The 15,316-nt window shown below is 65.7% G+C and carries 12 protein-coding genes; 5 read left to right on the forward strand and 7 right to left on the reverse strand.

Annotated elements, in window-relative coordinates; all coding sequences use genetic code 11:
• Window positions 1-284: 284 nt before the first annotated feature.
• Genes C8J45_RS12705 through C8J45_RS12720 form a run of 4 tightly spaced genes read right to left on the reverse strand, consistent with a single transcriptional unit; the run spans window position 285 to window position 5,124 of the window.
• Window positions 285-674, reverse strand: coding sequence for a reverse transcriptase-like protein (locus C8J45_RS12705; protein WP_107963551.1), 390 nt, complete (start codon window positions 672-674; stop codon window positions 285-287).
• Window positions 674-1,903 carry a YihY/virulence factor BrkB family protein gene (locus C8J45_RS12710; protein WP_258191443.1) on the reverse strand — a complete coding sequence of 410 codons (1,230 nt, stop codon included), beginning with the start codon at window positions 1,901-1,903 and terminating at the stop codon, window positions 674-676. Before C8J45_RS12710 ends, C8J45_RS12705 begins: the two co-directional genes overlap by 1 nt.
• 51 nt (window positions 1,904-1,954) lie before the next feature.
• The gene (locus tag C8J45_RS12715; protein WP_219907372.1) at window positions 1,955-4,453 is read right to left on the reverse strand and encodes an ABC transporter permease; all 2,499 of its coding nucleotides are present in this window, start codon (window positions 4,451-4,453) and stop codon (window positions 1,955-1,957) included.
• Window positions 4,450-5,124 carry an ABC transporter ATP-binding protein gene (locus C8J45_RS12720; protein ID WP_107963707.1) on the reverse strand — a complete coding sequence of 225 codons (675 nt, stop codon included), beginning with the start codon at window positions 5,122-5,124 and terminating at the stop codon, window positions 4,450-4,452. The genes C8J45_RS12715 and C8J45_RS12720 overlap by 4 nt, the downstream gene beginning before the upstream one ends.
• 99 nt (window positions 5,125-5,223) lie before the next feature.
• On the opposite strand from C8J45_RS12720, the gene C8J45_RS12725 reads away from it, so the two are divergent.
• Both C8J45_RS12725 and C8J45_RS12730 read left to right on the forward strand, forming a co-directional pair.
• Window positions 5,224-5,967 carry an arylesterase gene (locus C8J45_RS12725; RefSeq protein ID WP_107963552.1) on the forward strand — a complete coding sequence of 248 codons (744 nt, stop codon included), beginning with the start codon at window positions 5,224-5,226 and terminating at the stop codon, window positions 5,965-5,967.
• A gap of 131 nt (window positions 5,968-6,098) precedes the next feature.
• The gene (locus C8J45_RS12730) at window positions 6,099-6,830 is read left to right on the forward strand and encodes a Crp/Fnr family transcriptional regulator (RefSeq protein WP_181321214.1); all 732 of its coding nucleotides are present in this window, start codon (window positions 6,099-6,101) and stop codon (window positions 6,828-6,830) included.
• 3 nt (window positions 6,831-6,833) lie between these two features.
• Here C8J45_RS12730 and C8J45_RS12735 read toward each other — a convergent pair whose 3' ends face one another.
• The 3 genes from C8J45_RS12735 to C8J45_RS12745 all read right to left on the reverse strand — a co-directional run bounded on the left by C8J45_RS12735 (window position 6,834) and on the right by C8J45_RS12745 (window position 9,018).
• Entirely contained in the window at window positions 6,834-7,172 is a 339-nt protein-coding gene (locus tag C8J45_RS12735; protein ID WP_107963708.1) for a hypothetical protein, read from the reverse strand.
• An 89-nt stretch (window positions 7,173-7,261) separates the two neighbouring features.
• Entirely contained in the window at window positions 7,262-8,077 is an 816-nt protein-coding gene (locus C8J45_RS12740; protein ID WP_107963554.1) for a transglutaminase family protein, read from the reverse strand.
• A 14-nt stretch (window positions 8,078-8,091) separates the two neighbouring features.
• A complete protein-coding gene (locus C8J45_RS12745) occupies window positions 8,092-9,018 on the reverse strand; it encodes a transglutaminase family protein (RefSeq protein ID WP_308811349.1) in 927 nt (308 codons plus the stop codon).
• Here C8J45_RS12745 and C8J45_RS12750 point away from each other — a divergent pair.
• The 3 genes from C8J45_RS12750 to C8J45_RS12760 all read left to right on the forward strand — a co-directional run bounded on the left by C8J45_RS12750 (window position 9,017) and on the right by C8J45_RS12760 (window position 15,256).
• The gene (locus tag C8J45_RS12750; RefSeq protein WP_107963556.1) at window positions 9,017-9,811 is read left to right on the forward strand and encodes an N-formylglutamate amidohydrolase; all 795 of its coding nucleotides are present in this window, start codon (window positions 9,017-9,019) and stop codon (window positions 9,809-9,811) included. The genes C8J45_RS12745 and C8J45_RS12750 overlap by 2 nt on opposite strands.
• A 114-nt stretch (window positions 9,812-9,925) precedes the next feature.
• Window positions 9,926-12,808: a PAS domain-containing protein gene (locus tag C8J45_RS12755; protein WP_219907373.1), complete on the forward strand. Its 2,883-nt coding sequence runs from the start codon at window positions 9,926-9,928 to the stop codon at window positions 12,806-12,808.
• Window positions 12,809-13,084: 276 nt separating this feature from the next.
• On the forward strand, window positions 13,085-15,256 hold the full coding sequence (locus C8J45_RS12760) for a TonB-dependent receptor (RefSeq protein ID WP_107963558.1): 2,172 nt from the start codon (window positions 13,085-13,087) through the stop codon (window positions 15,254-15,256).
• The last annotated feature ends 60 nt before the right edge of the window (window positions 15,257-15,316 follow it).

The raw sequence follows: 15,316 nt of genomic DNA on the forward strand, positions 1-15,316 counted from the left end.
GAGGAGCCCGAGAACCGCAAGCCGCCGCCCACATGTCCCTTCATCTTAACCTACAATGTCAAAGAGCCGACAAAAATACCGACACTCGCATAACCTCCCTTTCGAGAAGCTTGGAGCATCTGGTTTTTTACGACCGTCGCAGAAGCCGTGAGGCACTCCGCTGCGGTGACACCCCTCTAGGGCCACCTCCCGATACCGTCAAACGCTTTTTTACAGTTTCAGGTCACTTTTCGGATAATTCAAAGCTCGCACGCTCAGTGGCGCTGAGTGTCGCCGTGTGACCCTCAGCGAGGGTGCAGCTTGGCGAGCGCGATGCCGGCAAGGTTCTGGGCTCGACCAATATGTCGTATGCGAAGCCGGTCGAAACGGATCGCCAGTTGCTCGAACGTTACCCGGTGTGCCTCGAGCTCTACCGAACGGCACCGCGCCGTTCCCTTGGCCTGGGTCACGACCAGCGTGGAATCGCCGATCAGCGTGATATCGCGGTCGCCGTTTATGGCTGCGATCTCGAGCGCATGAATGGCCGCCAGCCATTCGGCGTCGCTGTTGCTGCCGTTGCCCAGATCGTGGCGGTAATGGGTAACGCCCTTGCGGACGACTGCGCATTCGATCGGGCCAGGGTTTGGCCGGCACCCGCCGTCGAAAAACAGCTTGGTCGACTCCCCATAAGCCATCAGGCTTTGGCTCGCGGGTTCGTCGTTCCCTTGTCGGATGCCGTATGCTTCCGATGCGCGAGCACTGCGCCGACGGCGATCATGCCAAGACCCGCGACCGGCGATCCCCGTCGGATCGACCGCAGTCCACCGAGCGCCAGAAGCGATGCGGGTAGGCCTGCCTGCACGCCACTCAGATGCGCGACGGCCAAGATCCCTGCCCCGTCCGGCTCCACGGGCCTAGCAATTGGTCGCGACTCGACTTCGGTCGCAACCGTATCCGCGACGGCCGCACCCCGCGTTCCCATCGGCGTGGCGGCGCCGGTCGTCGTATCGCTCGTCGTCTGGTGTTCGAGTTCCGAATTCAGCTCTGCGCCAAGCAGGAAGACGTAGGCCGAGAGCCACAGCCATGTCAGCAGCACGATGACCGCGCTCAGCGATCCATAGGTCGCGCCGTAATTTCCGAAGCGCGAGACGTAGACGCCGAACCCGATCGTCGCACCCAACCAGATAATCGTTGCCGCCAGCGATCCGGGAGTCAGCCACGCCCACTTGGCTTTGTGCCGATTGGGGCCGAACCGATACAGGCATGCCGCCGCCGTGACGCCCAGCGACGCGAGCACGCCGTAACTCACGAGGCGGATCGCTGTGAGCAGGATTTCAGGCGCGCCGGGTATCAGGCTGTCGAGCAACGCAAACGCCGCTGTCGAGAGCGCGGCGACCAGCGCCAGCAGGACGGCACCCCCGGTGATCGCAAAGGCGAGCAGGTTCAGCGCGATGAACCCTCGCGTCTCCTTCTCTTCGTACGCGATGTTCAGCGCGGTAACGATCGACGATGCCCCCTTCGTCCCGCCGTACAACGCGATCCCAAGCGCGATGACGAGACCGAACCCCTTTTTGCCTTCCGACGTATTGACGACCGTGGCGAGTTGGTCGCCAATCACGCGCGCCGCATCTTCCGGAAGGACGTTAAACAACGCGCGGATGTTCGCGACCACCGTCGTCGTGTCCGCGACCAGGCCGTAGATCAACACGACCGACGCGAGCAGCGGGACGATCGCGGCGAACCCATAGAATGCGGTGCCGGCCGCGATCAGGCCGATATTGTCGTCGTTACCCTCGGCCCAGGTGCGCTTCAGGACCTTCCACCATTCGCTCGCCGACATCGACCAGGGGCTGGTGGCGGTATGCGCCATCGGGTGATCGGTATCGGCCAGCGTCTTGCTCCTCGGGATCGGTTCGGCGGGCAAATCCCTCCGCCCACCTAACGCAGCGCGCGCATAAACGTGCCGGATCGGCGGCTAGAGTTGCCGCAAGGCCTGCGCGGGTCGCGCACCCAGGATCGGCCATGCACCGATCAGCCCGATAGCCATGGTCAGCCCCGCCCCGCCGAGCAACGTGACAAGGACGGTCGCATAATCGGGCAGCCATTCGAACGTGAACAGCTGCGTCACGACATACCACGCCCCGCCAAGTCCCAGCAGCAGCGCGAGTACCGACAGGACGACGCTGAGAAACGCATATTCCAGCGCCTGGACGCCAAGCACCTGCCAGCGTGTCGCGCCGAGCGTCCGCAGGATCACGCCGTCATACGTACGCGCCTCCCGCGCCGCCGCGATCGCACCGATCAGCACCGCGATACCGGCGAGGATCGCGACCGACGCGGCGGCGGTAATCGCCGTCGCCATCTGCGTCACGATCGCGCGCACCTGGCCCAGCACGCCGCGGACCTCGATCACCGATACCGATGGAAAGCGGGGTAGCAGCGCGCGCATCACTATCGACTCCTGCCCGGGCGCGAGATCGATCGTCGCGGCAAGATTATGCGGCGCGTCCTCGATCGCATTGGGCGAGAAGACCATCACGAAATTGAAGCCCAGCGTATCCCAGCTGATCCGGCGGAACGACGCGATCCGCGCGGTCCGCTCGACCCCGAGCAGCGTGTAGCTAAGCGGGTCACCGATCTTCAGGTCGAGAACCTTGGCTAACCGCTCGTCGATCGAAACCAGCGGCGGTCCGCGGTAATTGCGCGGCCACCAGCGGCCCGCGGTCAGTTCGCTTCCCTCTGGGAGGGTCGCCGAATAGGTCAGGCCGCGCTCGCCCCGCAACGCCCAGGCGCCCTCGGGCAGCGTCTTGAGGTCGGCAACCCGCGTCGTACCATAGCCGGTGATGGTACCGCGCATCGCGGGCACGGTCCGTATCACCGGGTGCGTCGCGATACCCTCGATCGTGCGGCGAAATTCGGCTTCGCGGTCGGGGGGCACGTCGAGCGCGAACAAGGCCGGTGCACGGTTCGGCACGGTGCGCGCGATGTTGGCATCGATGCTGGTACGAATGCCTGCGAGCAGGACGAACAAGGTAAGACCGAGGCCGAGCGCGACGACCAGCGTGCCGGTCCGCGCGCCAGGACGATGCAGCCCGGCAACCGCAAGCCGTAACAAAGGACGCCTGGACCTGGGCAGCAATGCCGCGCCGCGCCGGACACCCCATCCGAACAGAGCAAGCATCGCGAGGACGACAGCGACGGCCGCGAGGAACCCGGCGCTGAGCAATGGCTGTTCGGCGGTCGACAGCGCCAGCGCGACGACGGCGGCGCCCGCACCCAGGACCCAAGGCAAGGTTTGGCGCTGCGGAACGCGGCGCTCGCCCGGCAGTCCGCGCAACAGCCCGGCGGCAGGAATCTGTCCGGCCTCGATCAGCGGTGGCGCCGTGAAGGCCAACGCGATCAGCATGCCATAGGCGGCGGCAAGCGCGAGCGGTGCGGCCTGGACGGTGAACCGGGGTGCGACCGGCAGGACGTCGCCCGCAAGCCACACGATCAACGGCACGGTCACGACACCCGCGATCAGTCCTGCGGCGATTCCCATTCCCGCGACGACCGCGACCTGCAGCACGTAGATCCGCGCCACGATGCCCGACGTCGCACCGAGCACCTTCAACGCGGCGATGCTGCCACGGCGCGCGGTCAGGTAGGAGGATACGCCGTTGCCGACGCCGATCCCGGCAATGACCAGCGCAGACAGTCCCACGAGCAGAAGGAACTGCCCCATCCGGTCGACGAAACGCTCGGCACCGGGTGCGGCCCGATCGCGGGTCTTGGTTTCCCAGCCGCCGGTCGCGAACGCCGCCTTGAAGCGATCGGTTGCCGCTGTCGGGGAGGCTCCCGTCGGCAGCCGGATGCGGTATTTGCTCTCGTACAGGCTCCCCGGCTGGACAAGCCCGGTTCGGGCGATACCGTCGAGCGACACGATCGCGACCGGGCCAAACGTGAACCCCTCCCCCAGCCGGTCCGGCTCGCTCGTAACGATGCCGCCGACGGTGAACGCCGCGGTTCCCAGTCTCAGTTGCGCGCCGCGCCCGATCCCAAGGCGCTCCGCCAGCGCCGGTCCGATCAGGACGGTGTTCGCATCGAGCGATTTCGCGGACGTTTCGCCACGCAACGCAAGCGTGCCGTACAGGGGATAAACGGCATCGACGCCCTTGAGTTCGATCGGCACGCTGTTGGTGCCGCGCACCGCCATCGCCTGCATCCGGATCGTTTCGGAGACGGTACCAAGGCGTGCCATCGCGGCGCGCTCGGCTTGCGTGGCGGCGCGTTGCGACGCGGCGAACTCGACGTCGCCGCCCAAGATCGCGCTACCGCGAGACGCGAGTTCCGTGTCGATCGCCTGTGTCAGGCTGCCGATCGCCGCCAGCGCACCCACGCCAAGGAACAGGCAGGCAAGCAACAACCGAAGTCCGCGAAACCGCAGGTCGAGTTCACGCCGCGCAAGCCGCCACGCCAGCCGCCAGTCGCTCACCGTTGGTGGTCCGTCAGGATGCGGCCGTCGGAAAGTTCGACGATCCTGTCGCAGCGCGCCGCGAGGACCGGGTCATGGGTGATCACGATCAGCGTCGCGCCGGTGGCCGCGCGGCGATCGAACAGCAGGTCCATGATCGACGCGCCGGTCGCGGCATCCAAATTGCCGGTGGGTTCGTCCGCGAACACGATGTCCGGCCGTGGCCCGAGCGCGCGCGCGATCGCCACGCGCTGCTGTTCGCCGCCCGACAACTGGGTCGGATAATGGCCGATACGATGCGACAGCCCGACCGCATGCAGTTCGGCCTCCGCCCGATCGAACGCGTCCGCCATCCCGGCGAGCTCCATCGGCACGGCGACGTTCTCCAACGCGGTCATCGTCGGCAGCAGATGGAACGCCTGCAGGACGATGCCGATGCGACCCCGGCGCGCGCGCGACAACGCGTCCTCGTCGAGCGCCCCGAAGTCCAGCCCCGCGACCCGAACTCGACCACCGCTCGCCTGTTCGAGCCCCGCCAGGATCGCCATCAGCGAAGACTTGCCCGATCCTGACGGTCCGAGCAGCGCGGTGCTGGTATCGCGCGCAATATCGAGGTCGATACCCTTCAATATCGTCGTCGCCGCGGTCGACGCGCCTAGGGTCAGGGTGACATCGCGGATCGAGATCACCATGTCCCCACCAGCAAGCTCTTGGTCCTTGGCGGCAGGCTGTAGGTCGTCGGCAGCAAGCGCGGGCGCAATGTCAGTCATGGGCGGTGGGAGATCTTCACGTTGGAGCAAAATCGAAACGGCAGACGCTGGACACTCTATGGGGTCGGCGCGCTGCTTCTCCAAGCGGCGTTGCTGACCGGCTGCGACAGGCACGATGCGCCGCCCGCCCCTGCGCAGGTCGAGAACACCGCGGTGCCGGCCCCTGCCCCCGTGGCCGCGACCCCGGCGCCAAGCGGACCGGCTCGCCTGATCCTGGCGTTCGGTGACAGCCTGTACGCCGGATACGGCCTCGATCGCGGCCAGAGCCTGCCCGATGCCGTGCAGAACAGGCTGCGACGCGACGGGATCAATGCGACCGTCGTAAACGCCGGCGTGTCGGGCGACACCAGCGCGGCGGGGCGGCAGCGGTTCGCATTCGCGCTGAGCAACCTGCCGCGCAAACCGGACCTCATACTGATCGGGCTTGGCGGAAACGACGTCCTGCGACAGATTGCCCCCGCCGAGACGCGCGCGAACATGACCGCGATGCTGGAGGAGGCAAAACGTCGCGGGATCCCGACGATGCTGACCGGGATGATGGCACCGCCGAACCTTGGCCCGGAATACACGTCGCAATTCAATCGGATATGGCCCGATCTTGCCAAGACATACGATACATCGCTGTACCCGTTTATTCTCGACGGGGTGATCGGCGACGCCAAGCTGATGCAGGCGGACCGGGTTCATCCCAACCCCGTCGGTGTGGATCGCATCGCAGCACGCGTTGCGCCACTCGTCGAAACGGCGTTAGGACAAGGTAGCTAGGATCGGTACGGCACCGGCACCATCGCCTGGTAAATCTACCAGGCGGTGACGGTGCATCGCACGCTGAAGGTAACGGGCTATGCTGTCGGGCTAACAGCAGGCGTGGAGCAGAAAAAGGGACTCGAATGCAATTGAGCGGTTTGATCGCACGGCTGGGGCGACATCTGGATCTCACCGAGGCGGAGCGCGAGGCGATCCTCCATGCCGAAAAAGGCGAGCGGCGGCTGAAGGCCGGCGACGTATTGATGGCGGAAGGTGGCGAAAGCCACGCCTTGTACGTCGTTCGCCAGGGCTGGCTCCATTCCTCGACCAAGCTCGTCACGGGTGGCAGGCAGATCCTGCGGTTCCATTATGCGGGCGACCTGATCGGCACGTCGAGCATGGCATGGTCGCAGGCGGCGGCTACGCTCACCGCGATCTCCGATTGCACCGTCATCGAGATGCCGAAGACCGAGCTCGGCCTCCTGTTTCGCGCACAACCGCGGATCGGCGGGCTGCTTTACGCAATCGCCGCCGCCGAGAATGTCGCGATGAGCGATCGGCTGACCACGATCGGGCGGATGGGCGCGAGCGAGCGACTGTCGACGTTGCTGCTCGATATCATCGCACGACTGCGGGTGACGGCCGGCGGGATCGTCGACTCGTTCGATCTGCCGCTGACGCAGACCGATATCGGCGATGCGCTGGGTCTGACCAAGGTCCACGTCAACCGGACCATTCGCGCGCTGGAAAAGACCGGCGTGATCGAACGGACCGGCCGCCGCGTGAAGATCATGGACGAAGCCGCATTGGTCGCCGCGACCGGGTTCACCGATCGCTATGGCGAGATCGAGACCGCCTGGCTGCCTGCCGCGGCGGCGTAGGAATCAGGTGCGGTCGACGACGAACAGCGTGACGCGGTCGTACTTGATGTCGCCTGGGTTGAAGATCGCGTCGGGCACGAACGAACGATCGGTAACCGCGATGTCCTTCAGGCCGGCAAGCTTGAACGTGCCGAGCTTGATCTCCTTGGGCGGCTGACCGTCGCGCTCCAGCGTCACCGCATCGACGAACACGTCGTCGTGCTTGGTGTACAGGATGTGCGGCGCCAGCGTGCAGACCATGCGGTTATAGGTCGCGGTAATGCACTTGCGCATCGCAATCGCCTGCAGAAGCAGGGCGTTCGCGTTGGCCGGGGCGGACTGGTCGTCGGGGGTCGAGGTCATGTTGTGCATCGCAGCATAAGTTGAAGGATCGAAGCCGTTAGGCCCAACGCGGCGGTCGCGACAAGGGATAACTTGTCGCCGAGGCAGCTTTAGGCCGCCGACACGACCTCGTCGGTATGCACGTCGAAGCCGACCAGACGCGCAGGACCGAAGGTGGTCGTAAGCGCCGTATCGGTTGCGTCCCTGCCGCGTGCCATCAGGATCCGGCCGATCCGCGGCTGATTGTGGCGTGCATCGAAGGTATGCCACGTTCCGCCGAGATACACGTCGAACCACGCCGAAAAGTCCATCGGCGCGTCGACCGGGGGGATGCCGATGTCGCCGAGGTAGCCGGTGCAGTAGCGGGCGGGGATGTTCATGCAGCGGCACAACGTGATCGCGAGGTGTGCGAAATCGCGGCACACGCCCTGGCGCTCTTGATAGACGTCCCACGCCGTTTTGGTCGGCCGGGCATAGTGATAGCCGAACTCGACATGATCGTGCGCGAAGTCGACGATCGCCTGGACTCGCTGCCAGCCTGCCGGGACGTGCCCGAACAGCGACCATGCCGTCTCCGACAGACGATCGGTCTCGCAATACCGGCTGCCGAGCAGGAAAATGAGGATATCGTCGGGCAGATCCTCGACGGCGTGCTGGATCGCATCCGGCGTCACCGGGTCAGGCTCGCCGCTGTCCTCGATCGTGAAATCGCACGACAGCGTCAGCCCACCCTTGGGAACGGTGATCCGCGTGCAGACGTTGCCGAACGCATCGAGATAATCATACGCCGGCACGTCGGGGTCGTCGACGATCCGGTGCGGGGTGATGAGATCCTTGTTACGCGATGGGTGGATGCTCAGCATCGTCAGCATCGGCGTCGCGACGTCGGTTTCGAAGCGGATGGTATAGCCAGCGCGGATCAGCATCGAAGTCCCCCTTATCAAACCGTTAGCGATGAGTGTTGATAGTCTGCAGCAACGTCGTCGACGGTGATGTCGACCGACACACTCATGTCGAGAAAGCTTCCCGGAAAGCCGCTCCAGGTGCCGGAGACCGGTACTGCCTGATATATGTCGCGCGCGACCGCGACACGGACGAGGCCGCGGTTGCCGACGATGCCGTTGGTCGGATCGAACTCGACCCAGCCCGATCCGGGCAAGTACACGCGGACCCAGGCGTGCGTGTTGCCGCCGCCGGTCCGCTGCTCTCTACTTGTCGGATTGTAGACATAGCCCGAGATGAACCGCGCCGCGAAGCCGAGCGCGCGAACCGCCTCGATCATCAGCATCGCGTAATCCCGGCAGGTGCCCTTGCGCTTGGCCAGCGTCTCCATCGGCGACTGCGTGCCCTTTTCGGGGCGCGGGACGTAGGTGAACTCACGCCGGATCGTCGCCGTCATCTCGGACAGCATCGCGAGCGTATCGGTGGGGCCGCCGGTCCCGACGAACCGCCGTGCCCAGGTGTCGATCTCGCGCAGCGGATCGTGATGCTGGCGCTCGATCGAACGAAGCAGGTCGGGCATCTCTTCCGACGAATAGGTGAAGGGATACAGCCGCGCGTAATCCTCGATATCGACGTCCTGCAGCTCGGCCGGGGTGTGGAGAAGGCGCACCGTACTGTCGATGACCAGCTCCCGCGCGCGCTTCTTGAAGGTGGCGATCGCGACCGAATTGCCGAACACGTCCTGCAACCAGCGGACGTCGGAGGGCTCGGGGCTGATCGTGAGCTGCGCGTCGATCAGATGCTGATCGTAGCTCTCACGAGGGCGAACCATGATCCGGTGCTCGCCAAACGCAACCGGATTGCGGTACGAGTATGTGGTTACATGAGAGAGCGTTAGAGATGGCATCCGGGATCCACGTCGCATGAACAGCAATGTCAGCCAATCGCTGCTTACGACCGAGGATACCTCTCCGGTCAGGGTGATCAACCCGGCAGGCGCATCATCGTTCCTGCTGATCGGCGATCACGCGGGAAAGGCGGTTCCGGCGCGGCTGGAATCGCTGGGGATCGGCGACGCGGATCTGTCGCGCCACATCGGCTGGGATATCGGCATCGGCGAGCTCGGCGCGCTGCTGGCCGAGCGGCTCGATGCGGTGTTCGTGCGCCAGACCTATTCGCGGCTGGTAATCGACTGCAACCGCAGCCCCGATCAGCCCGACGTCATCGCAACGGTCAGCGACGGGACGCTCGTTCCGGGCAACGCGGGGCTGACCGAGGCGGAGCGCGCGGCACGCTTCGCCGAGATCCACGCGCCCTATCACGCCGCGATCGCCGCCGAACTCGCGCGTCGCGATGCACTGGCCATGCCGACGGTCGTGATCGCGCTGCACAGCTTTACGCCCATGATGAGCGGCCCGATGCGCGATCAGGCACGCCCCTGGCAGATCGGCATCCTCCACGACGGCGGCGATACCGTGTTCGCACACGCCCTGCTCGACGTGCTGCGCAGGGAGCCGGACCTCACCGTCGGTGACAACGAACCGTACCGCATGGACCTGATCGACTATACGATCCCGCGTCACGCCTACCCTGCCCGCGGCTATGCCGAGATCGAAATCCGGCAGGACCTGCTGGGATCGACCGCCGATTGCGATGCCTGGGCGGATCGCCTCGCGCGGCTGCTTCCACTGGCGCTCGAAAGGGCGGGCAGGATCTGAACGCGCATGGTCCGAGCCACCGTGCGGGATCGTCTTTCCCGTTGATGCGTTTGCTCGCCGCCCTTGTCACGTGAGGTCGCGCCCTCCGACGTTCGAGATATAATGCAGCGACCAATGACCACGCCGAATGCCGTAATCCCGGCGCAGGAGCGTTATCAGGCGTTGTTCGAGGCGATCGACGCGGGGCTGTGCATCATCGAGATGATGTTCGAGGGTGAACGCGCGGTCGATTACCGGTTCGTCGAGGTCAATCCTCAGTTCGAAAGCCAGACCGGACTGGTCGACGTCGTCGGCCGAACGGCAAGCGAACTCGTCCCCGATCTCGAGCGGTTCTGGTTCGACACCTACGGCCGCGTCGCGCTGACCGGCGAACCCGCGCGGTTCGATCACGGCTCGGAACCGATGGGACGCTGGTTCGACGTTCATGCCTTCCCGGTTGGCGACGGCTCGCCGAGGATGGTGGCGATCCTGTTCAACGACGTCTCCGCGCGCCGCCGCGCGGCGATCGCGACGCAGGAGAGCGAGGAGCGCCTCAACCAGGCGCTCGCGGCGGGCAACGGCATCGGCACCTGGGACTGGGACGTTCCCAACGACCGGGTCAAGGCAGACGAGCGCTTCTCACGGCTGCACGGCGTTCCGGCAGAGCTTGGCCGGAAGGGCGCGCCGCTCGAGCTGTTCTTCGGCAATATCCACGCCGACGACCTCCCCGGCACGCGCGCGGCGGTAGCCGATGCGGTCGGGGCCGGCGGTGACTTCGCGGTGGAATATCGCCTCGTCCAGCCGGATGGTGCGATCCGGTGGGTGGCGGCGCAAGGCCGTTGTCGGCTCGCGCCGGACGGCACCGCGCTGCGGTTTCCCGGCGTCAGTTTCGACATTACCGAGCGCAAGCAGGCGGACCTGCGCCAGCGCACCCTGCTCGAACTGAGCGATGCGATCCGCGACCTCCACCATCCCGAAGAGATCGCCTATGCCGCCTCGGAAATCCTCGGCAAGGCGCTCCAGGTCAGCCGCATCGGTTACGGCATCATCGACAAGGCGAACGAGACGATCACGGTCGAGCGCGACTGGTGCGCGGCCGGTATCGCGACGCTCGCCGGTACACTCGATTTTCGCGCCTATGGATCCTATGTCGAGGATCTGAAGGCCGGCGTGACGGTCGCGATCGCCGATGTCGACTGCGACGACCGAACGCGGGACACCGCGGACGCGTTGCGCGGGATCAGCGCATGGTCGTTCGTCAACATGCCGCTGGTCGAGCAGGATGACTTCGTCGCGCTGCTCTACGCGAACCACGCGACCGCGCGGGTGTGGAGCGACGACGACCTGCTGTTGATGCGCGAGGTCGCCGAACGTGTCCGTACGGCCACCGAGCGTCTGCGGGCCGAAGACGCGCGACGGGTGAGCGACGAGCAGTTCCGCGTATTCGCCGAGGCCGTCCCCAATCAGATCTGGGCCGCGCGTCCCGACGGATACCTCTATTGGTTCAATCAGCAGGTCTATGCCTATAACGGCCTCGAACCGGGCGGACTCGACGGGACGCAAGTCTGGGGCAGCATGCTGCATCCGGACGACCTGTCGCTCGCCGCGGACCGCTGGAGCCATTCGCTGGCGACCGGCGAGCCGTATTCGGTCGAGTTCCGCGTGCGCGGTGCCACTGGGGAATACCGATGGTTCTTGGTCCGCGCGAAACCGGTGCGTGCCGGCGACGGCACGATCCTTCGCTGGGTCGGCACCAATACGGATATCGACGAGAGCCGCCGCCAGACCGCCGAACTCGCGCGGTGGAACGAGACGCTCGAGGAACAGGTGGCCGAACGCACGCGCGAGTTGATGGTCGTTGAGGAGGCGCTGCGCCAGAGCCAAAAGATGGAGGCGGTCGGCCAGTTGACCGGCGGAATCGCACATGATTTCAACAATTTGCTGACCGGCATTACCGGCAGCTTGGAACTGCTGGGGATCCGCATCGCGCAGGGGCGGCTGAACGACGTCGAGCGCTATTCTCTCGCCGCGCAGGGGGCCGCCAAGCGTGCCGCCGCGCTCACCCACCGCCTGCTCGCGTTCTCGCGCCGCCAGACGCTCGATCCGAAGCCGACCGACATCAACCGGCTTGTATCCGGGCTGGAAGACCTGGTGCGGCGGACCGTCGGCCCCGAAGTCGAGGTCGAGGTCGTCGAAGCGGTCGGGCTGTGGGCGACCCTGGTCGATCCCAACCAGCTCGAGAACGCACTGCTCAATCTGTGCATCAACGCGCGCGATGCGATGCCGGAGGGCGGGCGACTCACGATCGAAACCGCCAATCGCTGGATCGACGCGAGGACGGCACGCGAACGCGAACTCGATGCCGGCCAATATGTGTCGCTGTGCGTATCGGACACCGGCACCGGCATGACCCCGGACGTGATCGCCAAGGCATTCGATCCCTTCTTCACCACCAAGCCGCTCGGGCTCGGCACGGGGCTGGGCCTGTCGATGATCTACGGGTTCGCGCGGCAGTCGGGCGGTCAGGTGCGGATCTATTCCGAGGTCGGCGAAGGCACGAACGTCTGCGTCTACCTGCCCCGCCATTTCGGCGCCGCCGAGCACGGCACGACCGAGGTCGAACTGTCCGACGCACCGCGCGCCGAGGCTGGCGAGACCGTGTTGGTGGTCGATGACGAACCGACCGTGCGGATGCTGGTGGTCGAGGTTCTGGAGGAACTGGGCTATGCGGCGATCGAGGCAGCGGATGGCGCGGCGGGTTTGAAGCTGCTGCAGTCGGAACTGCGTGTCGACCTGCTGGTCACGGATGTCGGCTTGCCGGGCGGCATGAACGGACGACAGATGGCGGATGCAGCCCGCATTGGGCGGCCCGACCTCAAGATCCTGTTCATCACCGGCTATGCGGAGAACGCCGTGGTCGGCAACGGCCATCTCGATCCCGGCATGCACGTGATGACCAAGCCGTTCGCGATGGAGGCGCTGGCCGGGCGGATCAAGGAACTGATCGTCGCGGCGTAGGCGGCGCAGAGGCACACATTGGGCCTGTCCGGTCCGTTACCAACGCCCTTCTGCACTCTGCACCGTCGGGCGTGACGACCGTCACCCACCCTGCCACGATCCAGCCTTCGCCAAACAGCGTGGGACGATCGTGTCACCGTTACGCGCTGCACTAACCCATGTTGCCCTGCGGCAACAGCACGGGCGGGATCGTCGAACATGGCATCCTTGTCACTTGATATGATGTATCATCAAATATACCCGCATTGTCGTACAGGGATGACACAAGGGAATTTCATGAAGACGATGCTGTTCGGCGCCACCGCCCTGGCTGCGCTCCTCTCCTCGCAAGCTCACGCGCAGACCTCGACGCAGGGTAGCGACTCCGCGGCCCCTGCCCCCGCTCCAACATCGGTCGGATCGACCAACCAGCGCGACATCATCGTCACCGCGCCGATCCAGACCAGCGAGCGCGACGTCTTGCAGGGCACCACCGTCCTGACCGGCCAGGAACTCACCCGCCAGTTGCGCCCGTCGATCGGCGAGACCCTCGCGCGCCAGCCCGGCGTATCGGCATCGTCGTTCGGCCCGAGCGCCTCGCGGCCGATCCTGCGCGGCTTCCAGGGTGACCGCATCCGCGTGCTGACCGACGGGATCGGCTCGATCGACGTCTCGAACACCTCGGTCGACCACGCCGTCATCATCGACCCGCTGCTCGCCGAGCGTATCGAGATCCTACGCGGCCCCAGCGCACTCCTATACGGCACGTCCGCAGTCGGCGGCGTCGTCAATGTCATCGACACGCGCATCCCGCGGTCGGTGCCCGAGAACGGCTACCGCGTGAACGGCATCGCCAACTATGGTTCGGCCGCCAACGAGCGCTCCGGCGGGATGGCCGGCGACGTCGCGGTCGGCGAGCACCTCGTGCTCCACGCCGACGGCTCGTACCTGAAGTCGGGCGACCTGCGCACCGGCGGCTACATCCTGTCGCGCGACGCCCGCGCACAAGCCTTGGCGACGGCGGCCACCACACCCGTTGATCCCAACGACGCCGAGTCGATCGACTATGCCGCATCGGCACGGTTGAAGGGCAAGCTGCCCAACACGCAGGCCGAGACGTGGACCGCGGGCGCCGGCGCGTCGATCATCACCGACAACGGCAATCTCGGCATTTCGTATAGCCACTATGACAGCCTCTACGGCGTGCCTATCCGCTACGCCACGCAACCCGGCCAGGAGCAGGAGGCGCCCCGCCTCGACGTCGTCCAGAACCGCGTCGACCTGCGCGGCGAGATCGATACCGGCGGCGACGTCATCAGCAAGATCCGCATCCGCGCCGGGCAGGCGAGCTATCGCCATTTCGAGCTTGAGGAGGACAACTCGGTCGGCACCGCCTTCTACAACAAGGGCCTCGAAGGACGCCTAGAAGTCATCCAGGCGAACCGCGGCGGTTGGCAGGGCGCGTCCGGCGTGCAGTTCTACAACCGGATCTTCAACGTGGTCGGCGACGAAGCCTTCCTGCCGAAGAACGAGACCAACCAGACCGGCCTCTTCACGCTGCAACAATATGAGGCCGGCAAGTTCCGCGCCGAGGGCGGCGTACGCTATGAGATCACCGATCTCGCTGCGCGCACGCCCGAGGACGATCTGCGCTTCTTCCGTGGCAGCCAGAGCTATCATTCGGTCTCGGGTTCGCTCGGCGCCTCCTATGCTCTGACCGACACCATCCGCGTCGGCCTGAACGGTTCGCGGACCGAGCGTGCGCCATCGGCCGAAGAGCTGTTCGCGAACGGTGCGCATGCCGGTACGCAGGCCTACGAACTGGGCAACCCGAACTTCCGGCTCGAGAAGTCATGGGGCTTGGAGGGCACGCTGCACGCGCATGGCGACGGCTTCAGCTTCGACGCGTCGGCCTATTACAACTGGTTCTCGAATTACATTTCGGAGAACCAGGTCGCGTCGACGGTCTGCCAGGCGGCCGCCGATCCGTCGGGCCGCACCGTCGACCTGCCCTGCTTCCAGTATCAGCAGGCCGACGCGCGCTATTACGGGTTCGAGGCGGATGCATCGGTGAAGGTCGCGCAAATCGGCGGTTATGCGGTCAACGCCGACGTGCTGGGCGACTACGTCCACGCGAACATCGTCGACCAGGGCGCGGTCCCACGCATTCCGCCGATGCGCGTGCTGGGCGGTATCGAGGCGCAGGGCGACCGGATCAACGGCCGCGTCGAGGTGGAGCACGTGTTCGACCAGAACCGCATCGCCGCGTTCGAGACGAAAACCAACGAGTACACGATGGTCAACGCCTCGATCGGCCTCAGCCCGTTCGGAAAGGATTCGAAGACGACGCTGTTGCTGAGCGCGAACAATCTGTTCGACGTGAACGCCCGCCGCGCGACCAGCTTCCTGAAGGACTTCGCCCCGCTCGCCGGCCGCGACTTCCGCGCGACGCTCCGCTTCGGGCTGTAAGTTGGGTTAAATCCTCCTCCGCCCTTCCTCCATCACACCAGCGAAAGCTGGGGTGACGGA

It is taken from the genome of Sphingomonas sp. PP-CE-3G-477 (genome assembly GCF_003050745.1).
Lineage (GTDB): Bacteria > Pseudomonadota > Alphaproteobacteria > Sphingomonadales > Sphingomonadaceae > Sphingomonas.